Origin of the sequence: Mesorhizobium sp. WSM3868 (assembly GCF_002294785.1) — a bacterium.
Classification (GTDB): Bacteria; Pseudomonadota; Alphaproteobacteria; order Rhizobiales; family Rhizobiaceae; genus Mesorhizobium.
This window is the reverse complement of the sequence record NZ_NSGB01000006.1, coordinates 41,563-60,271: the sequence shown is the minus strand read 5'-3', so window position 1 is coordinate 60,271 and position 18,709 is coordinate 41,563. Positions and strand designations below refer to the sequence as shown.

Annotated in this window: 21 protein-coding genes; 15 read left to right on the top strand and 6 right to left on the bottom strand. The window is 64.1% G+C overall.

The features are described from left to right. Positions 1–220 precede the first annotated feature (220 nt). From dapA to CK221_RS11915, 3 genes are all read left to right on the top strand, one after another. Positions 221–1,102, top strand: a complete 882-nt coding sequence (dapA, locus tag CK221_RS11925; RefSeq protein ID WP_095777859.1) for a 4-hydroxy-tetrahydrodipicolinate synthase — start codon at positions 221–223, stop codon at positions 1,100–1,102. 25 nt (positions 1,103–1,127) lie between these two features. Further along, positions 1,128–1,607, top strand: coding sequence for an SsrA-binding protein SmpB (gene smpB, locus CK221_RS11920; protein WP_095777858.1), 480 nt, complete (start codon positions 1,128–1,130; stop codon positions 1,605–1,607). Positions 1,608–1,691: 84 nt separating this feature from the next. Further along, on the top strand, positions 1,692–2,393 hold the full coding sequence (locus CK221_RS11915; protein ID WP_245430627.1) for a glycoside hydrolase family 25 protein: 702 nt from the start codon (positions 1,692–1,694) through the stop codon (positions 2,391–2,393). Here CK221_RS11915 and CK221_RS11910 read toward each other — a convergent pair. Both CK221_RS11910 and CK221_RS11905 read right to left on the bottom strand, forming a co-directional pair. Continuing rightward, on the bottom strand, positions 2,362–3,033 hold the full coding sequence (locus CK221_RS11910; RefSeq protein WP_164747319.1) for a uracil-DNA glycosylase: 672 nt from the start codon (positions 3,031–3,033) through the stop codon (positions 2,362–2,364). The genes CK221_RS11915 and CK221_RS11910 overlap by 32 nt on opposite strands. Continuing rightward, positions 3,030–3,611 (bottom strand): NYN domain-containing protein, encoded by a 582-nt coding sequence (locus CK221_RS11905; protein ID WP_066997475.1) that lies wholly within the window; start codon positions 3,609–3,611, stop codon positions 3,030–3,032. The genes CK221_RS11910 and CK221_RS11905 overlap by 4 nt, the downstream gene beginning before the upstream one ends. A gap of 296 nt (positions 3,612–3,907) precedes the next feature. On the opposite strand from CK221_RS11905, the gene rpoZ reads away from it, so the two are divergent. The 10 genes from rpoZ to CK221_RS11855 all read left to right on the top strand — a co-directional run bounded on the left by rpoZ (position 3,908) and on the right by CK221_RS11855 (position 12,503). Next, complete coding sequence (rpoZ, locus tag CK221_RS11900) at positions 3,908–4,309, top strand: DNA-directed RNA polymerase subunit omega (RefSeq protein WP_066997473.1); 402 nt, start codon at positions 3,908–3,910, stop codon at positions 4,307–4,309. 125 nt (positions 4,310–4,434) lie between these two features. After that, positions 4,435–6,663 (top strand): bifunctional (p)ppGpp synthetase/guanosine-3',5'-bis(diphosphate) 3'-pyrophosphohydrolase, encoded by a 2,229-nt coding sequence (locus tag CK221_RS11895; RefSeq protein WP_066997471.1) that lies wholly within the window; start codon positions 4,435–4,437, stop codon positions 6,661–6,663. A 133-nt stretch (positions 6,664–6,796) separates the two neighbouring features. Beyond that, positions 6,797–7,375 (top strand): orotate phosphoribosyltransferase, encoded by a 579-nt coding sequence (pyrE, locus tag CK221_RS11890; protein WP_066997469.1) that lies wholly within the window; start codon positions 6,797–6,799, stop codon positions 7,373–7,375. 73 nt (positions 7,376–7,448) lie between these two features. Beyond that, positions 7,449–7,829, top strand: coding sequence for a VOC family protein (locus CK221_RS11885; RefSeq protein ID WP_066997467.1), 381 nt, complete (start codon positions 7,449–7,451; stop codon positions 7,827–7,829). A 277-nt stretch (positions 7,830–8,106) separates the two neighbouring features. Further along, on the top strand, positions 8,107–8,691 hold the full coding sequence (locus CK221_RS11880; protein WP_066997464.1) for a DUF2062 domain-containing protein: 585 nt from the start codon (positions 8,107–8,109) through the stop codon (positions 8,689–8,691). Further along, positions 8,688–9,101 carry a holo-ACP synthase gene (gene acpS / locus CK221_RS11875; RefSeq protein ID WP_095777856.1) on the top strand — a complete coding sequence of 138 codons (414 nt, stop codon included), beginning with the start codon at positions 8,688–8,690 and terminating at the stop codon, positions 9,099–9,101. Before CK221_RS11880 ends, acpS begins: the two co-directional genes overlap by 4 nt. Positions 9,102–9,181: 80 nt before the next feature. Further along, the gene (gene lepB, locus CK221_RS11870; protein WP_066997458.1) at positions 9,182–9,931 is read left to right on the top strand and encodes a signal peptidase I; all 750 of its coding nucleotides are present in this window, start codon (positions 9,182–9,184) and stop codon (positions 9,929–9,931) included. Positions 9,932–9,935: 4 nt separating this feature from the next. Beyond that, the gene (rnc, locus tag CK221_RS11865) at positions 9,936–10,652 is read left to right on the top strand and encodes a ribonuclease III (protein WP_066997455.1); all 717 of its coding nucleotides are present in this window, start codon (positions 9,936–9,938) and stop codon (positions 10,650–10,652) included. Next, a complete protein-coding gene (gene era / locus CK221_RS11860) occupies positions 10,637–11,569 on the top strand; it encodes a GTPase Era (RefSeq protein WP_179295111.1) in 933 nt (310 codons plus the stop codon). Before rnc ends, era begins: the two co-directional genes overlap by 16 nt. Positions 11,570–11,609: 40 nt before the next feature. Then, positions 11,610–12,503 carry an aminoglycoside phosphotransferase family protein gene (locus CK221_RS11855; protein ID WP_095777855.1) on the top strand — a complete coding sequence of 298 codons (894 nt, stop codon included), beginning with the start codon at positions 11,610–11,612 and terminating at the stop codon, positions 12,501–12,503. 34 nt (positions 12,504–12,537) lie between these two features. On the opposite strand, the gene CK221_RS11850 is transcribed toward CK221_RS11855, so the two are convergent. Continuing rightward, entirely contained in the window at positions 12,538–13,332 is a 795-nt protein-coding gene (locus CK221_RS11850; protein ID WP_095777854.1) for a type II CAAX endopeptidase family protein, read from the bottom strand. A 287-nt stretch (positions 13,333–13,619) separates the two neighbouring features. Between CK221_RS11850 and recO the strand changes: the two genes are divergently transcribed. Further along, positions 13,620–14,372 carry a DNA repair protein RecO gene (gene recO, locus CK221_RS11845; protein ID WP_095777853.1) on the top strand — a complete coding sequence of 251 codons (753 nt, stop codon included), beginning with the start codon at positions 13,620–13,622 and terminating at the stop codon, positions 14,370–14,372. A 9-nt stretch (positions 14,373–14,381) separates the two neighbouring features. Here the strand turns inward: recO and CK221_RS11840 are convergent, their stop codons facing one another. After that, a complete protein-coding gene (locus CK221_RS11840) occupies positions 14,382–14,846 on the bottom strand; it encodes an NUDIX domain-containing protein (RefSeq protein ID WP_095777852.1) in 465 nt (154 codons plus the stop codon). A 248-nt stretch (positions 14,847–15,094) separates the two neighbouring features. On the opposite strand from CK221_RS11840, the gene CK221_RS11835 reads away from it, so the two are divergent. Beyond that, complete coding sequence (locus tag CK221_RS11835) at positions 15,095–17,848, top strand: DUF2339 domain-containing protein (protein WP_095777851.1); 2,754 nt, start codon at positions 15,095–15,097, stop codon at positions 17,846–17,848. 3 nt (positions 17,849–17,851) lie between these two features. Here CK221_RS11835 and CK221_RS11830 read toward each other — a convergent pair whose 3' ends face one another. Both CK221_RS11830 and CK221_RS11825 read right to left on the bottom strand, forming a co-directional pair. Beyond that, positions 17,852–18,280, bottom strand: coding sequence for a type II toxin-antitoxin system VapC family toxin (locus CK221_RS11830; protein ID WP_095777850.1), 429 nt, complete (start codon positions 18,278–18,280; stop codon positions 17,852–17,854). Continuing rightward, positions 18,280–18,525 (bottom strand): type II toxin-antitoxin system VapB family antitoxin, encoded by a 246-nt coding sequence (locus CK221_RS11825; protein WP_095777849.1) that lies wholly within the window; start codon positions 18,523–18,525, stop codon positions 18,280–18,282. Before CK221_RS11825 ends, CK221_RS11830 begins: the two co-directional genes overlap by 1 nt. Positions 18,526–18,709 lie beyond the last annotated feature (184 nt).

Sequence of the window (18,709 nt, the reverse complement as noted above, 5' to 3'; positions counted from 1 at the left end):
AACAAAAGGTTATCGAGGCCGTTCGAATTACGCTTGCTGGCACTACAGCAATGCTTGCCGCTGAACCGTGTCGAGACTATGGTGCGCGGCTTCGCTTTCGATTAGAAGGCGCCGAAATTAACGCATCGACAAAACGCTGATGCATGTCGCCCAAAGTGGGCACCCGGCTTTGGGAGAGCGACATGCTTAGACCAACAAAGTCCCAAGGAGTTTGGACAATATGCTGAGAGGCTCGCTGACTGCGCTCGTGACACCGTTCGAAAAGAGCGGGCGTTTCGACGAGAAAGCCTTTCGCGCGTTTGTCGAATGGCAGATCGCCGAGGGCACCAAGGGCCTCGTGCCCGTCGGCACCACCGGCGAGTCGCCGACGCTGTCGCATGACGAGCACCGCAATGTCGTCAAGGTCTGCATCGAGGTCGCCAGGGGCAGGGTTCCAGTTGTGGCCGGTGCCGGCTCCAACAACACCGAGGAAGCCGTCGGCCTGGTGCAGTATGCCGAAAAGTCAGGCGCCGATGCAGCCCTGGTCGTCACGCCTTATTACAACAAGCCGACCCAGCGCGGCCTCTACGAGCATTTCGCAGCCGTTGCCAGGGCAACGAAGCTGCCGATCATCATCTACAACATCCCGCCGCGCTCAGTGATCGACATGACCCCGGAGACGATGGGCAGGCTGCGCCACGACTTCAAGAACATCGCCGGCGTCAAGGATGCGACCGGCAAGGTCGAGCGCGTCTCGGAACAGCGCATGACCTGCGGCAAGGATTTCATCCAGCTTTCCGGTGAGGATGCGTCCGCGCTCGGCTTCAACGCGCATGGCGGCGTCGGCTGCATCTCGGTGACGTCGAACGTCGCGCCGCGCCTTTGCGCCGAGTTCCAGGAAGCGACGCTCTCCGGCGACAGCGCCAAGGCGCTAGAACTGCAGGATCGTCTCCTGCCGCTGCATAAAGCAATTTTCGTGGAGCCCGGCGTGTCCGGCGCCAAATACGCCCTGTCGAAGCTGGGCAAGGTCGAGAACGTGGTCCGCTCGCCGCTGGTGACGGTCGAAGCTTCGACCGCCGAGAAGCTCGACGCGGCGCTGAAGCACGCCGGCTTGATTAATTAGGGATGAGGCGCCACCTCTCCGCATTATGAATCAAGTCAAGAAAGCCGACCCCAACAACAGGACGGTCGCCGAAAACCGCAAGGCGCGCTTTTCCTACGAGGTGCTCGACACGATCGAGACCGGCTTGGTGCTGACCGGCACCGAGGTCAAGTCGCTGCGCCAGGGCCAAGCGAACATCCAGGAGAGCTACGCCTCGGCCGAAGGCGGCGAGATCTGGCTGATCAATTCCTATCTGCCGGAATATCTCCAGGCCAACCGCTTCAACCACGAGCCGCGCCGGCGCCGTAAGCTGCTCGTCAGCAAGCGCGAGATGGCCAAGCTTGCCCAGAGCGTGGAGCGCGAAGGCATGACGCTGGTGCCGCTGAAAATCTATTTCAACGATCGCGGCCGCGCCAAGCTCCTGCTCGCCATCGCCCGCGGCAAGAAGCTGCACGACAAGCGCCAGACCGAAAAGCAGCGCGACTGGTCGCGCGAGAAGGGGCGGCTCCTTAAGGAGCGCGGATAAAGCCACCTTCATATGCGGGCAAGGCGAGCAGGGAGCCAAGGCTTGAGGAACGGCTTGATTGCCCTGGCCTTGGCTTTCGTCTTTCTGGCGCTTGCGACATGGGCAGAGGGCTTTTTCCGACCCCGTGCTTTCCCGCCGGATCGCAGCGAATTCCCCATAAGGGGCATCGATGTTTCGCATCACCAGGGCAGGATCGACTGGCCGCGCGTCGCGGCCGACGATGTCGTCTTCGCCATCATCAAGGCGACGGAAGGTGGTGACTATGTCGATGATGCCTTTGCTGAGAATTTGCGCCAGGCCCGCGCGGCGGGCCTCGCTGTCGGCGCCTATCATTTCTTCACCTTCTGCCGCCCGGGTGCCGACCAGGCCAGGAACTTCATTTCGGTCGTGCCGCGCGGCGAGCAGCTCTTGCCGCCAGTAGTCGACATCGAGTTCCACGGCAATTGTCCCCGACGCCCTTCGCCCGCCGAGCTGAACGCCGAACTGCTGGCATTCCTTGGCCCGGTCGAGGCGGCTTACGGCAAGCCGGCCATTTTCTATATTACCGATGAGACGGCGCCGACCTATGCCCCTCATATCGCGGTTCGACAGCGCTGGCTGCGCTCTGTGCGGGGGCCGCTGAACGAAGACGACTGGGTCTATTGGCAATATCTCGACAGAGGCCGTGTCGACGGCATCGACGGCGACGTCGACCTGAATGTGCTGAAGGGGGGCCCGGCGAGGCTCTCGGAGCTGTTCGCCGTGGCGCCGGATTCTAGCTCTTCAGGAACGCCGCTATCTCCTTGAACACATCGACGAACATCGCTTCCGTCAGGACACCGGTGTTGGTGTTGTAGCGCGAGCAGTGATAGCTGGAGAACAGCGTGATGCCGCCGGCCTGCTGTCGTCCGCCGTGGCGGAACGGAAGGGTGGCGACGCGCCCGCCCAGCGCCCGCACCGTCGATTGATGCGCGATCGAGCCCAGCGTCAGGATGGCCCGCAGATTGGCAAAGCGCGCGATCGTCGGTTTGAGGAAGGTCCGGCAGGTGGCGATCTCGGCGCCGACCGGCTTGTTTTCCGGCGGCACGCATCGCACCGCATTGGTGATCGCGGTGCCGACGAGCTCCAGCCCGTCATCGGGCCTGGCCTTGAATTCCCCGCGCGCCAACCCTTGAGCGATCAGCGTTGCGTAGAGCAGGTCGCCGGCATAGTCGCCGGTGAAGGGACGCCCGGTGCGGTTGGCGCCGCGCAGGCCGGGCGCCAGCCCGACGATGAGGAGCCTGACCGAGTCCTCGCCTTCCGGCGGCAGGAAGGTCGGCACCGGTGCATTGAACCAGCCCGGCTCGCGCTGGCGCCAGGCGGCGATGAAGTCGTGCAGCCGCGGGCAAAGCGGACAATCGCGGTCAGGCTCGGGGGAGGGCGCGGCGCTCAAGGCTGCCGCGCTCAATAATCGTCCTCGTCGGCTTCAGCCGGCTCAGGCCGGCGGACCGGCCGTTCCGATGGATCGCGGCCGACTTCATTCTTCAGCGTCATGAGGTCGATGAAGTGGTCGGCCTGGCGGCGCAGGTCGTCGGAGATCATCGGCGGCTGCGAGGCCATGGTCGAGATGATCGACACCTTGCGGCCACGCCGCTGCAGCGCCTCGACCAGCGTGCGGAAGTCGCCGTCGCCGGAGAAGATGACATAGTGGTCGACGACATCGGCAAGCTCCAGCGCATCGACGGTGAGCTCGATGTCCATGTTGCCCTTGATCTTGCGCCGGCCGGTCGAGTCGGTGAACTCCTTGGCTGGCTTGGTCACCACCTTGAAGCCGTTATAGTCCAGCCAGTCGATCAGCGGCCGGATCGAGGAATATTCCTGATCCTCGACCAGCGCGGTGTAGTAATAGGCCCTGAGCAGGTAGCCGCGTTTCTGAAAGCTCGACAGAAGCTTGCGGTAGTCTATGTCGAAGCCCAGCGCCCGCGAGGTGGCGTAGAGGTTGGCGCCGTCGATGAAAAGAGCGATCTTTTCACGGGGATCGAACATTGAAAAATATCCCTTTTCAAAAATTTCTGTCGTCTAAAAGGACGTGACGGGTAGGCCCGATAATGGTCCCTCTTCCCGCCCCTTTCGAGATAACGCCAGATTTATGGATATCCAAGGGCAGGGCGCGCATTGCAAGCAATTGTGATCGGCACCAGGTAAGCAAGGCGAGGTCCGGTATTGAGCCGGGCAAGGGCTCGTGCTTCGGCGGTGCCCGCCATAAAGCTTGTATTTCGGCGGCGTCCTTGTTATGGAGCCCGCCAGTTTTCCATCAAATCCACGCATGAAAGGGGCAGTCCATGGCCCGCGTAACCGTTGAAGATTGCATCGACAAGGTCGACAACCGTTTCGAGCTCGTGCTGCTCGCCGGCCACCGTGCCCGCCAGATCAGCCAGGGCGCGCAGATTACCGTTCCTCGCGACAATGACAAGAATCCGGTCATTGCGCTGCGCGAGATCGCCGACGAGACGCTGTCGCCGGACGACCTCAAGGAAGACCTGATCCACTCGCTGCAGAAGCATGTCGAGGTCGACGAGCCGGAGGCCGAGGGCGAGGCCATCGCCGACCAGACCGGCGCTGCCACCGCTGCTGCCGACACCGACGATGCCGAAGAGAACATCGCCTTCGACCGCATGAGCGAGGAAGACCTGCTCGCCGGCATCGAGGGTTTGGTGCCGCCGGAAAAGAGCGACGACTACTAAGCTCTTGGACACGGGCCTGGATCAAGCATCCGGGACTTCCGTATCGTCAGTTTCGTGGCTATCTATGGGATGCGTCGCACGCCGGTGCGGCGCATCAATCATTTCATCACCGCGAGATCCCGCCCATGATGCGTCAGTATGAGCTTGTCGAGCGCGTGCAGCGCTACAAGCCTGACGTCAATGAGGCGCTGCTCAACAAGGCCTATGTCTATGCCATGCAAAAGCATGGCCACCAGAAGCGCGCCTCGGGCGATCCCTATTTCTCGCATCCGCTGGAAGTGGCGGCCATCCTCACCGAGATGCATATGGACGAGGCGACCATCGCTGTTGCCCTGCTGCACGACACGATCGAGGACACAACCGCGACCCGGGCCGAGATCGATGAATTGTTCGGCCCCGAGATGGGCAAGCTGGTCGAGGGACTGACCAAGCTGAAGAAGCTCGACCTCGTTTCCAAGAAGGCCGAGCAGGCGGAGAACCTGCGCAAGCTGTTGCTGGCGATCTCCGAGGATATTCGCGTTCTACTGGTCAAGCTCGCCGATCGCCTGCACAACATGCGCACGCTCGACCATATGCCCGAGTCCAAGCGCCTGCGCATCGCCGAGGAGACGATGGACATCTATGCGCCGCTCGCCGGCCGCATGGGCATGCAAGGCATGCGCGAGGAACTTGAGGAGATCGCCTTCCGCTACATCAATCCGGAAGCCTATCGCGCCGTCACCGCGCGGCTCGCCGAGATCTTCGAGCGCAACAAGGGGGTGCTGGACGAGATCGAGAAGGCGCTGTCCGGCCTGTTCGAAAAACACGCGATCAAAGCCGGCGTCAAAAGCCGGCAGAAAAAGCCTTGGTCGGTGTTCCGCAAGATGGAGGCCAAGGCCCTCTCCTTCGAGCAGCTCTCCGACATCTTCGGCTTCCGTGTGGTCGTCGACACCGTCGAGGACTGCTACCGCGCGCTTGGCGCCATCCACACCACCTGGTCGATGGTGCCCGGGCGCTTCAAGGATTACATCTCGACGCCGAAGCAGAACGACTACCGCTCGATCCACACCACCATTGTCGGCCCGTCGCGCCAGCGCGTCGAATTGCAGATCCGCACCCGCGAGATGAACAAGATCGCCGAATACGGCGTTGCCGCGCATTCGATCTACAAGGACAGCGGCGGCAAGCCGAACGGCGCAGCGCACGCGATCTCCAAGGAGACCAACGCCTATGCCTGGCTGCGCCGCACCATCGAGCAACTGGCCGAGGGCGACAATCCCGAGGATTTCCTGGAAAACACCAAGCTCGAGCTGTTCCAGGACCAGGTGTTCTGCTTCACGCCCAAAGGCATGCTGATCGCGCTGCCGCGCGGCGCCACCCCCATCGACTTCGCCTATGCCGTCCACACCGATGTCGGCGACACCTGTGTCGGCGCCAAGGTCAACGGCCGCATCATGCCGCTGATGACGGAGTTGAAGAACGGCGACGAGGTCGAGATCATCCGCTCCAAGGCGCAGGTGCCGCCGGCAGCCTGGGAATCGGTCGTCGTCACCGGCAAGGCGCGCGCCGCCATCCGCCGCGCCACCAAGAATGCCATCCGCAAGCAATATTCCGGGCTCGGCGCCCGCATCCTCGAACGCGCCTTCGAGCGCGCCGGCAAGAACTTCACCAAGGAAAGCCTGAAGCCGGTTCTGCATCGCCTGGCGCGCAAGGACATAGAGGACGTGCTGGCCTCTGTCGGCCGCGGCGAGCTTGCCTCGACCGATGTCATGAAAGCAGTCTTCCCCGACTACAAGGACGAGCGCGTCACAGTCGCGGCGCCCAAGCAGCGCGAGGAAGGCTGGTCGAAGATCCGCAACGCCGCCGGCATGCTGTTCCAGATGCCTGGCCGCGCCGCGCGCAAGGGCAAGGACCAGCAGCGCGACGGTGCGGTGCCCATCCGCGGCGTGCGCGGCGACCTGCCGGTGCGCTTCGCGCCGGAAGGGGCGGTGCCCGGCGACCGCATCGTCGGCATCATCCAGCCAGGAACCGGTATCACCATTTATCCTATCCAGTCGCCGGCCCTGCAGGCTTTCGACGACCAGCCCGAGCGCTGGATCGATGTGCGCTGGGATATAGACGAGCGGACCAAGGAGCGCTTCCCGGCCCGCATCTCGGTCACAGCCATCAATGCGCCGGGCTCGCTCGCCGACATCGCGCAGGTCGTCGCGTCCAACGATGCCAACATCCACACGCTGTCGATGGTGCGCACCGCGCCCGATTTCACCGAGATGCTGATCGACCTCGAGGTTTGGGACCTGAAGCACCTCAACCGGCTGCTGTCACAGCTGAAGGACAATTCGAGCGTCAGCGACGCACGGCGTGTGAATGGGTGAATAGTGAATAGTGAATAGTGAATAGTGAATAGTGAATAGTGAATAGGTTGCTCTCAATGCCATTCACCATTCATCCTTCGACTCACTACTCACTAATAACTACTCACCACTCGCCAAGAGCATGGAGCGAACAATGAACACCGATGAAGTGCTGGGTATTTTCCGCGAGGCTGGCGCGGTTCTCGAAGGGCATTTCATCCTGACGTCCGGCCTGCGCAGCCCCATCTTCCTGCAGAAGGCGCGCGTCTTCATGCATGCCGACAAGACCGAGCGCCTGTGCAAGGCGCTGGCCGAAAAGATTCGTGAGGCGGTGACGGGCAGGATCGACTATGTCGTCGGCCCGGCGATCGGCGGCCTGATCCCGGCCTACGAGACCTCGCGCCATCTCGGCGCGCCGGCGGTCTGGGTCGAGCGGGAAGGGGGCGAGTTCCGGCTGCGTCGCTTCGAGATCGCCAAGGGATCGCGCGTCGTCATTGTCGAGGACATCGTCACCACGGGTCTCTCGATACGCGAGACCATCGACTGCCTGCGCCAGCTCGGCGCCGAGGTGGTGGCGGCCGCCTGCATCATCGACCGTTCGGCCGGCAAGACCGATGTCGGCGTGCCGCTGATTGCGCTCGCCGAATATGAGGTGCCGGCCTACCCGCCCGACCGCCTGCCGCCGGAACTTGCCGCCATCCCTGCCGTTAAGCCGGGAAGCCGAAATATCTGACCTGGCGATGAATGAAAACAAGCACCTGAGGGTGCCGGTTGAATCTCTTTGCCAGCGAAGCGCGCAGAGGCCCATGATAGCCGGCATCGATCATTTCGTCCTGACGGTCCGGTCTGTCGAAGCGACTTGCGACTTCTATCAGCGCGTGCTTGGCATGGGGCGGCTGGACGAGCCGAGCCGGCCGACCGCGCTTCTGTTCGGATCGCAGAAGATCAATCTGCACGAGGTCGCTCGCACCTTTGAGCCGAAGGCAAAGGCGCCGACGCCGGGCTCCGGCGATTTCTGCCTCATTGCTGCGGTGCCTCTTGCCGACATCCGCGCCAGCCTCGAAGCCAACGGTGTGGCGGTCGAAGTCGGACCTGTCGAGCGCACCGGTGCTCGCGGCAGGATGATGTCGGTCTATTTCCGGGATCCCGACGACAACCTGGTCGAGGTCAGCGAATATCGAACTTAGCTGAAAAGCCCGGGCTGACCGCGTCCGATACCTCGGCGCCGCGGTCGCGCAAGGACGAATGGCCAAACATGCTTTGCCCAGTCTTCCTCAGTTTCGCCAGAATGGCGCTCATGTAAGAGCCTGCGGCAGACCATCGCGGCGACGTTTCGCTGTTCCGTGGTCTGGCAATCGCCGCTATAGCAAAGTTTTGTTGCCTTCCTGCGCCGTTGAAGCGCAAGATATGTTGGCGCGACCCGGCTGGCAGGGAAGCGTGTGTTGGACCAGGAACCGAAACAGAGTGCTTTTTCGACGCCGAGAGCCTGATGGCCTCCTGGAGCGGGTGCGTACTTACCTATGGCCGCGCCGCTCGTTCTCGCGCTCCGTTCAGTATTTCTCCAAGCGCATTCTGCGGCTGAAAGCGACGCCCCATTCGGTGGCCGCCGGAGTCGCGGCAGGCGTTTTCGCCTCCTTCTTCCCGCTAGGCTTCCACTTCATCATCGCCGCCGTGCTCTGCTGGGTGATCGCCGGCAATCTGGTGGCGGCAGCCCTCGGTGCGGTGTTCTTCGGCAATCCGCTGTCCTTCCCGCTGCTCTGGGGCGCGTCCTGGGAGACTGGCAAGCTCATCCTGCATGAACATCTGCCCAGGCATGGGCCGCCGGAGCATCTCGGGGAAATGATGCACACGCTTTCCTTCGCCAAGCTGTGGCACCCGATCCTGGAGCCGATGCTTCTCGGCGCGGTGCCCCTCGGCTTGGTCTTCGGGCTCGTCTTCTATGGTGTCACGCGGTGGGGCATGACCGCTTTTCGCGCGCAACGGCAGCGGCGAATGACCGAGCGAGCCGGGAAGGCTCGGCAGGGCGGACGGGAAGTTCCCGCGGAATGATCATCGGCATCGGCAGCGACCTGATCGACATCAGACGTATTGAGAAGTCCCTGGAACGGCACGGCCAGCGCTTTATCCAGCGTATCTACACCGAGGTCGAGCAGGCCAAATCGGAGAAGCGCGCGGCCCGTGCCGCTTCCTACGCCAAGCGCTTCGCCGCCAAGGAGGCCTGCGCCAAGGCGCTTGGCACCGGCATGGCCGAGGGCGTCTTCTGGCGCGACATGGGCGTGGTCAACCTGCTCAGCGGAGCGCCCACCATGGCGCTCACCGGCGGCGCTGCCGCCAGGCTGGAAAAAATCCTGCCCAAGGGCCACCATGCGCTGATCCACCTCACCATCACCGACGATTTTCCACTTGCTCAAGCCTTTGTGATCATCGAGGCAGTGCCCGCCGAACAAGCGCCACATTGATTCCATCTGACCACGGGCGGCATGACGTTGCCCAGCGCGCGCCGAGACTCTATACCAACCAACGCACAATCGAGGACGACATGAGCGTGGCTGAAAAATCGCAGAAGAAATCCGGCGGGCTTGGGGAAACCTTTTCCGTCATCATCCAGGCTCTGCTGCTCGCGCTTGTCATCCGCACGCTGCTGTTCCAGCCCTTCTCCATCCCCTCCGGCTCGATGCGGCCGACGCTGCTCGAAGGCGACTATCTGTTCGTCACCAAATGGGCCTATGGCTATTCGCGCTACTCGCTGCCCTTCGGCCCCAATATTTTCTCCGGCCGCATCTGGGGCTCTGAGCCCAAGCGCGGCGACGTGGTCGTGTTCAAGTTCCCGCCGGATCCGTCCGTCGACTACATCAAGCGCGTCGTCGGCCTGCCCGGCGACAAGATCCAGGTCAAGGACGGCCAGCTCTTCATCAACGGCACCGCCGTGCCGCGCGAAAAGGTCGGCCAGATCGACAATCCCGACATCACCGAGGTCGACCGTCCCGTCGACGTCTATCGCGAGACGCTGCCCAACGGCGTCACCTATGACACGCTCGATCTGACGCCCAATTCGATCGGCGACAACACGCGCGAGTTCGACGTGCCGCCCGGCCACTATTTCATGATGGGCGACAATCGCGACAATTCCTCCGACAGCCGCTTCACCGTCGGTTTCGTGCCGGCCGAGAACCTCGTCGGCCGCGCCAACGTCATCTTCTTCTCGATCGCCGATGGCGCCAGCCCGTTGGAAATCTGGAAGTGGCCGTCGCTGATGCGTGCCGGCCGCCTGTTCCATCTCGTCCACTAAGGTCATGGCGGCGACCAAGCGTTTGACCGCCGATGCCCTTGCCGAAGCGCTTGTCGAGCGCACCGGCCACGCCTTCGCCGACCGCCAGCGTCTGCAGCGCGCGCTGACCCATGCCAGCGCGCGTTCGACGCATGCCGGCGTCGACTACGAACGCTTCGAATTTTTGGGCGACCGCGTTCTCGGCCTGGTCGTGGCCGACATGCTGCTCGCTGCATTTCCCGATGCCGCCGAGGGCGAGCTGTCGCTCCGCCTCAACGCGCTTGTCAATGCCGAGGCGCTCTCCGAGATCGCCGAGGAGATCGGCCTGCCGGAGCTGATCCGCGCCGGCTCCGACGTGCGCAATCTCGAAGGCCGCAAGCGAACCAATCTGCGCGCCGACGCGCTGGAGTCGCTGATCGCCGTGCTTTACCTGGATGGTGGCCTTGAGACCGCCCGCGCGTTTATCCACCGCTACTGGCAGCCGCGCTCGCAGGCGATCGGTGCTGCCCGCCGCGATGCCAAGACCGAGTTGCAGGAGTGGGCGCACCAGGCGGCGTCGGGCGCGGTGCCGGCCTACCGGGTGGATGCTCGCGAAGGGCCCGACCACGACCCGCTGTTCACCGTCAGCGTCAAGGTCGGCTCTTTCGCGCCGGCGATCGGCAGCGGCCGTTCCAAGCGGGAAGCGGAGCAGGCGGCGGCGGCCGCGTTGCTGCTGCGCGAAGGCGTATGGAGCGCTGCATGACCGCCACCGAAACCTCCGAAACGCCTCCTACGCGCTCAGGCTTCGTCGCCCTGATTGGCGCGCCCAATGCCGGCAAGTCGACGCTGGTCAACCAGCTGGTCGGCGCGAAAGTGTCGATCGTCACCCACAAGGTGCAGACTACGCGAGCCATCGTGCGCGGCATCGCCACGCATGACAACGCGCAGATCGTCTTCGTCGACACGCCCGGCATCTTCAAGCCGAGGCGGCGGCTGGACACGGCCATGGTCACCACCGCCTGGGGCGGCGCCAAGGATGCCGATGTCGTGGTGCTGCTGATCGATGCCGAACGCGGCATCAAGGGCGATGCCGACGCCATCCTCGACCGGCTGAAGGACGTCAAGCAGCCGATGCTGCTCGTCCTCAACAAGGTCGACCGGGTCAAGCCGGAGACGCTTCTTGCTTCGGCCGCGGCAGCGAACGAAAGAGTGCCGTTCAAGCGCACCTTCATGGTCTCGGCGCTCACCGGCTCCGGCTGCAAGGACCTGCTCGATTATCTTGCCGAGACCCTTCCAGCCGGTCCCTGGTACTATCCGGAAGACCAGATCTCCGATCTGCCGATGCGCCAGCTCGCGGCCGAGATCACGCGCGAAAAGCTTTATCTGAGGCTCCATCAGGAGCTTCCCTATTCCTCGCATATCGAGACCGAGAAGTGGGAGGAGAAGAAGGACGGCTCGGTGCGCATCGAGCAGGTCATCTATGTCGAGCGCGAGAGCCAGAAGAAGATCGTGCTTGGCCACAAGGGCGAGACGATCCGCGCCATCGGCCAGGCCGCGCGCGCCGAGATCGCCGAGATCCTCGAGCAGAAGGTGCATCTCTTCCTGTTCGTCAAGGTGCGCGAGAACTGGGGCGACGACCCGGAGCGCTATCGGGAGATGGGATTGGAGTTTCCCAACTGATCCATGTCGACCAAAAGCGACGCGGTTTTGGGATAACGACATGCACAGCCCGAAGATAGATATCGACACCGCTCTCGTGCGGCGGCTCGTCGACGCGCAGTTTCCCGAATGGCGGCATCTGCCTGTGAAGCCGGTCGCGTTCGGTGGCTGGGACAACCGCACCTTCCATCTCGGCGACACGATGGCGGTCAGGCTGCCAAGTGCTGCTCCCTATGCGCTGCAGGTCGAGAAGGAGCATCGCTGGCTGCGCAAGCTCGCGCCGCTTCTGCCGCTGCCGATTCCCGAGCCGCTCGCCATGGGCGAGCCGGCGGCGGGCTATCCCTGGCACTGGTCCGTCTACCGCTGGATCGAAGGCGAGACGGCGAAAACCGGGCACATCGCCGACCTTCGCGCGTTCGCGGTCTCGCTGGCTGAGTTCCTCGTTGCCCTGAAACGGATTGATCCGACCGCCGGCCCGGCACCTGGCCAGCACAATTTTTATCGCGGCGGCCCGCTGGCCGTCTATGACGACGAGGCGAGACAGGCCATCGCTGCGCTTGAAGGCCGGATCGATACGCAAGCCGCCACTGCCGTCTGGAAGGCGGCGCTTGCTGCCGGCTGGCACGGCTCGCCCGTCTGGTTCCACGGCGATGTCGCCTCAGGCAATCTGCTGGTCGAGGACGGCCGTCTGAGCGCTGTCATCGACTTCGGCACGTCGGGCGTCGGCGATCCCTCCTGCGATCTGGCGATTGCCTGGACGCTGTTCGAGGGCGAGAGCCGCGAGGCATTCCGCGCGCGCATCTCCGTCGATGACGCGACCTGGGCGCGCGGACGCGGCTGGACGCTGTGGAAGGCGCTCATCACCGTTGCCGGTCACGACGCCAACCAGGCCGAGGTCGGGAGGCAGCGCCGCGTGATCGACGAAGTGCTCGCCGATCATCGCAAATTGGGATGACGGCGCCAAGCAGGCGCCGTCACCGGTCGAGTATTCATGCAGTGGCAAGTCGCTTCGCCGGCCGTCGCATAAAGCTTTCCGTGCCGTAATAGGCAACGATCGTGATCGCGATGACCGCCCAGATCGCGACGCCGAGCCATTGCTGCTGGATATAGTCGCCGTCGACGAACACCTTGGCGAGGAAGCGTACGCTGTTCTGGTGTGAGACATGCATCAGGATGGCCAGCAATACGCTGCCCGTGTTCTGGTAAAGCCAGGTGAAGACGATCCCGGCCAGCACGACGTTGATCGTGCTGTAGAGGCTGAGATCGCCAAGCAGGCCGAGCGGCAAGTGCCAGATTGCCCATATCACGCCGAGGATCAGGCTGCCGGCGAGTGCTGGGCGACGGCCAAGAAGATGCGGGGTCGCAAAGCCGCGCCAGCCGGGCTCCTCGCCCAGCGGACCGCTGAATACGGCATAGAGCGCGATCATGGGCGCCACCTCGGAGAAGGCCGGAATGTTCCCCCACGACGGCTCCGCCGAACCGAGGAACGGATTGATCAGGATCGAGGCGAGCTGCGTCCCGAACGGCAGGCCGACCGCCACCAGATACCAGATCGGGCGAACGCGCCATTTCACCATCGAGGCGAGGATGGTCTTCACCGCGCCCCAGCCGCCGGCGAGTGCCGCGACGGTGAAGCCCGAGATTGCCGGTCCGAAGGTGAACCAGGGAATGCTCTGGCCATGCGACAGATAGAAGGGAATGAACGCCAGCCATGTCAGGCCGAGCGCCAGCGAAAAGAAGATGGTCAACTGGTGCCCGCGCACCACGCCCAGGAAGGAGCTCATATCGATCCTCTCATCGGGCCATTGTAGCGAGTGGTCGCCTGCCCGAGAGGTCGACGCTTCGGGAAATAGCCAGCCGAGCCGCTCGGCGGTCTGCGCCGGTTCACCCGGTCAACGCGCCGGTATTTGGCGCCGGCGCGGCCGAAAAATCCCGAACGGTTTCTGAGAATTTTCCGATATTGCCGCCGCGGCGGCAGCGGCAGATGTTGCCTGCCATTACTGTCAGGACAGATTATGGGTCACGGGCGGCAATCTTGATTTCGCCGCCCAACAGGTGAAAAGCTCGACGTATGGAATGGCGCGACGAGGGAATCATACTCGGCACCCGCAAGCATGGCGAAACCAGCGCCATCCTCGAGGTGATGACGCGCGCCCATGGCCGGCATCTCGGCCTCGTGCGGGGCGGGCGCTCGCGCAAGCAGCAGCCGCTGCTGCAGCCCGGCAATCGCGTCGATCTTTTGTGGCGGGCGCGTCTCGACGAGCATCTCGGCATCTTCCAGGCCGAGGCGATCGAGATGAACGCCGCCCGGCTGATGGACAGCGCAGTCGCCGTCTACGGCCTGCAGACCATGGCCGCGCATCTCAGGCTTCTGCCCGAACGCGATGCCCATGGCGGCCTCTACGAGGCTCTTGCGGTGATGATCTCCCATCTGGGCGATGCCGATGCCGCGGGCGAGTTGGTGGCGCGCTTCGAATTGCTGATCCTGGATGAGCTCGGCTTCGGCCTCGACCTCAGCCAATGCGCGGCGACCGGATCGCGGCAGGATCTCGCTTATGTGTCGCCGAAATCCGGACGCGCCGTCTCGCGCGCTGCGGGCGCGGCTTGGCACGACAAGATGCTGGCGCTGCCGGCCTTCTTGCAGCGCGGCTCCGGCGTGCGCGCCGATGCCGCGGCGCTGGAGGACGCCTTCCGGCTGACCGGCTTCTTCTTCACTCGCCACGTCTATGAGCCGCGCGGCATCGAGCCGCCCGACGCCCGCGCCGGCTTCCTCGCGGCTCTGCGCCGGCATCAGGCGGCGGTGAAGGTGATTGCCGGCGAGTAAGGCGAGGATCTAGTCGGCTCGCCGTCGCACCAGAAAATCGTCGAGGATGGGACGCTGGCCTTTCAGGATCTTGAGACCCGCCTCTGGAAGTGAGAACCAGCCGGCTTTGTCCACTTCGGGAAAGTCCTTCATGGCGCCCGACCTTGGCGGCCACTCCATGGTGAACATGTTGCTCCTGACGGCATCCACGTCGATGTCCGCTTCGACGCTCCAGGCGATCACGATTTTACCGCCCGGCTGCTTGTAGCTGCCGACTGGCTGGAAATCGCCGTCGATCGCGACGCCTAGCTCCTCCTCGGCCTCACGCCGAGCGGCCACGAGATCGTCCTCGCCATCGTCGATCAGCCCCTTCGGAATCGACCAGGCCCCTTCATCTTTCCTTGCCCAGAACGGTCCGCCGGGATGGACCAGCAGGAACTCGAACACAGCGGAGGTTTGCCTGAAGATCAGCAGGCCCGCGCTTCGTTGCGGCATCGGTCATCCTCTTGTTAATTCCCGCTAGGGTTCGAGGATAGCACGAGTGTTCCGCGGCGAGCGGCCGGCAATTTGCGGCCCGAGCCTCAGCCGCTTCGACGTATCGCCGTTGGATAAAGCCTGCGGTCGCTGGCAATCGGCGCCGAAACATGCTCGATCTTTGCAAGGCCGGCAGGGCGCTGATTGGGTAGCCGTCTCATCGCCGCATTTGTCGGCCACGACTGGCACGGTTTTGAGGGGAAACCGCCATGTTTTTCGGCCTGATCGCCATTGCCGCCGTCATCGCTCTATTCGTCATCATTTCACGCCAGCAAACGCGCATCGGACTGATCGAGCGCGAGCTTGGCGCGCTGCGCAGCTTGGTGCTTTCGGGCATCCCGCAGCCCGCGCCCCGGACTGGCGAGGCCGCGGAAGCTGCTGCAGGCGAAGCTACCGCCGTGATTGCCGCAGCGGCCGCGCCGTCGGCAGGTGAAGCAGCCCCGCAGGCCACAGCCGCCGCGACGCCCGACGAACCAAAAGCCGAAGCGCCAGCCCAAGCGGGCGAGGGGACTCCGTCCGAACCCGCCGGAGAGGGACAATTGACGCAACCTGCCGCGCCGGCCGAAGCGGCAGTACCTGCAAGGGCCGCCCGCGATGTCGAGACGGCGCTCGGCACGCGTTGGGCGGTCTGGGTCGGCGGCATTGCGCTGGCGCTGGGTGGCCTGTTCCTGATCCGCTACACGATCGAGGCCGGCATTTTCGGCCCCGGCGTGCGACTGACCATGGCCGGCGTTCTCGGTCTTGTGCTGCTTGCCGGCGCCGAGTTCATCCGCCGCACCGGCTTCCGGGTGCCGGTGCAGGGAGCTGCCGGCGCCTACATCCCAGCGATTCTGACGGGCGCCGGCGCCTTCATCCTGTTCGGCACCGTCTATGCAGCCTATGGCATCTACGGCTTTATCGGCCCCGCGCTCGCCTTCACGCTGCTCGGCGCGATCGGCGTCGCCACCATTGCCGTCTCGCTGGTCCACGGCCTGGCGCTGGCCGGCATCGGCCTCGTCGGTGCCATGGTGACGCCGGCGCTCGTCGCCTCGGAGGCGCCGAACCCGTGGGCGCTGTTCGTCTACCTGGCGATCGTGCTTGCCGCCACGGCGGCTATCGCCCGCATCCGTGATTGGAAGGCGCTTGTCGCGGCAGCCTTCGCCGGCACCGGCATCTGGACCATCGTCTACATGACCAATGCACCGGAGGTGAATCTCTCGACGGTGCTGTTCATCAGCCTGGCCTCGCTTGCCGTGCTCGCCTTCGTCTGGCTAGCCGATTTCTTGACTGCTGGCCGCGACGACGCGGAGCCCGGCTTCGACTGGCCATCAATCGCGCCCGGCTTCTTCGTTGCGCTGACCGCGCTCGGGCTGTCGGTCGATCCGGTGTTTGCCAAGGCGGGTTATGCCTCGCACGGCGCGGTGCTGCTCGCCGCTCTGCTGGCAGTGGCGCTCTACCGGCCGCGCGCCTTGCCGCTCCTCTTCGCCGCCGGCCTGGCGACGGCGCTGATCTATCTTGGCATCATCCCGCCCGCCACCATCGGCGCCGATGCGCTGGATGTCGGCCTGGGCGCCGAGCCGCTGGCCGCATCCGACACGCTGACCTTCCGCCTCGGCATCGCGCTTGCCCTGGTCTTCGTCGCAGCCGGGTTCTGGGCCGCGCGCCGCTTTGCGGCTGCTGCTCCTATCCGCGCCGCGTCCTGGGCGGCATGGGGTGTCATTGTGCCGCTGGTCGTGCTCACCGCGCTCTGGCTCACCTTCGGCGACATCGACCGCGATTTTGGCTACGCGCTGCCAGCCCTGCTTCTGGTGCTCGTCTTTGCCGCCGGCGGCGAGTGGATCGCGCGCGCCGAGGAACCGCCGCTCCGCGGCGGCCCCGCCGTCTCCTTCGCGCTCGGCGGCGGCGGCGTCGCAGGCTTGTTGATGCTGCACATGGCCTTCGGCTCCGGCTGGACGACGGTGCTGCTCGGCGCCGCCGCCGTCGTGCCGGCGCTCGCGACGCGCTGGCGCAGCTTCCCGGTGCTGGGCTGGATCGCGGTCGGCGCGGCGGTCGCTGTGCTCGGCCGCGTCGCCTTCGATCCGACCATCGTGGGCGCGGCGGCACTGTCGACGACGCCGGTCTTCAACTGGCTCTTGCCGGGCTATGGCGTTCCGGCGCTCGCCTTCGGCTTCGCCGCCTGGCAACTCGCGCGCACCACCAACGGACGGCCGCGTCTTGCCATGGAAGCGGCCTCGGCGCTGTTCGGCCTGCTCACGATTGCGATGCTGGTGCGCCATGCCATGCATGGCGGCGTCATCGACACCGGCCCCGTCACCCTTGCCGAGCAGGCGATCTACACGCTGATCGCGCTCGGCGCCGGCGCCATACTGGTCGCCATCGACCTGCGCTCGCCGAGCCCGGTGCTGCGCTATGGCTCGATGGCCGCCGGCGTGCTCTCGGTCGCCTTCATCCTCATCCGGCATTTCGTGGTGCTGAACCCGCTGCTGACAGATGAATCGACCGGCGCCGTCCCGTTCTTCAACCTGTTGTTGCTCGCCTATCTGCTGCCGGCGGTCGCAGCAGGAGCATTGGCGCTTTATGTTCGCGAGAGGCGCCCGAGATGGTATGCCGCGATGCTGGCGCTGGTCGCTTCGCTGCTCGCCTTCGCCTACGCCACGCTGTCGGTCCGGCGCCTGTTCAAGGGCGAGTTCATCGGCCTGTGGAGCGGCCTCGGCCAGCTTGAGACCTATACCTATTCGGCGCTCTGGCTGGTCATCGGCGTGGCGCTGCTGACCGCCGGCGTCTGGCTGAGGTCGCAGGTGCTGCGCATTGCCTCGGCCGTGCTCATAGCGGTCGCCGTGCTGAAGGTCTTCCTCTTCGACATGTCGGAGCTGGAAGGCGTGCTGCGCGCACTCTCCTTCATCGGTCTGGGCGCCGTGCTGATCGGCATCGGACTTTTCTATCAGCGTCTGCTGACAAGGGCGGCGAGGTTAGGAGCCGAATAAAGGTCAGGCCAGATCGGTCTGCGAGAAGTCGTTGCCTTTGTAGAGCAGAGGTACGCGATAGGCTTTGGCGCATGCGTAGCTGAAGCAGTCGCCGAAATTCAGTTTGGCTGGGTGGCCCACATATCGACCATAATCTTGCGCGGCCCTTACAGCGAGTTCTCGGATCCGCGTGTCCAGCGGGACCTCAACGGCCTTGAGTTCGGCCAGGAAACCCAAGACGATCATTTTACATCGTTCGATCAGGGCGGGTGGTGTCGGAAGCTGGTCGTCGTTTTCCGCTACGGACTTCCTGCGAGCTATCCCAACAATCGCCTCGAATGCGGAACTCGGCGAGAAATAAAGCTTCTCGGCGGCTTCCATTTTCCTAAGAAGGCGGTTCGCATCCGGCTCTTCCGATATGATAGCGATGATAGCGGAAGCATCGAGGAACATCAGAGGTCATCCCATCCTTCGTCCATGAATTTCTTCATGTCGAAGTCCGGGTCGTCCGGACCGAGCGCCCTCGCTGCGTCCTGATACTTTCTAATGCGCTCGCTTAGTGGGAGGACGGCATGTGCCCGTTCGAGCTCACGCTTGAGCGCGATCCGCACGGCTTCAGTCTTCGTGGGCGCCTTGATCGCGGACTGCAGCTGACGAGCCAGCGCGTCAACCTCGTCATCGCGGATATACAAAGACATTGTCGAATTCCTCCGGCGTATATTCTAAGATGAATATGCAAGATATTCAATGACGAATATACGATGGCCAGAACCGGTATTCAACCTTGGTTCCGCTTCCGCTCGCGCCGGGAATAAACCGGCATCCGCCGGCGTTATCCAGGTGCTTGGGTACCGGAGCGGGTGGTCCGCTTCGTGCTGGCTG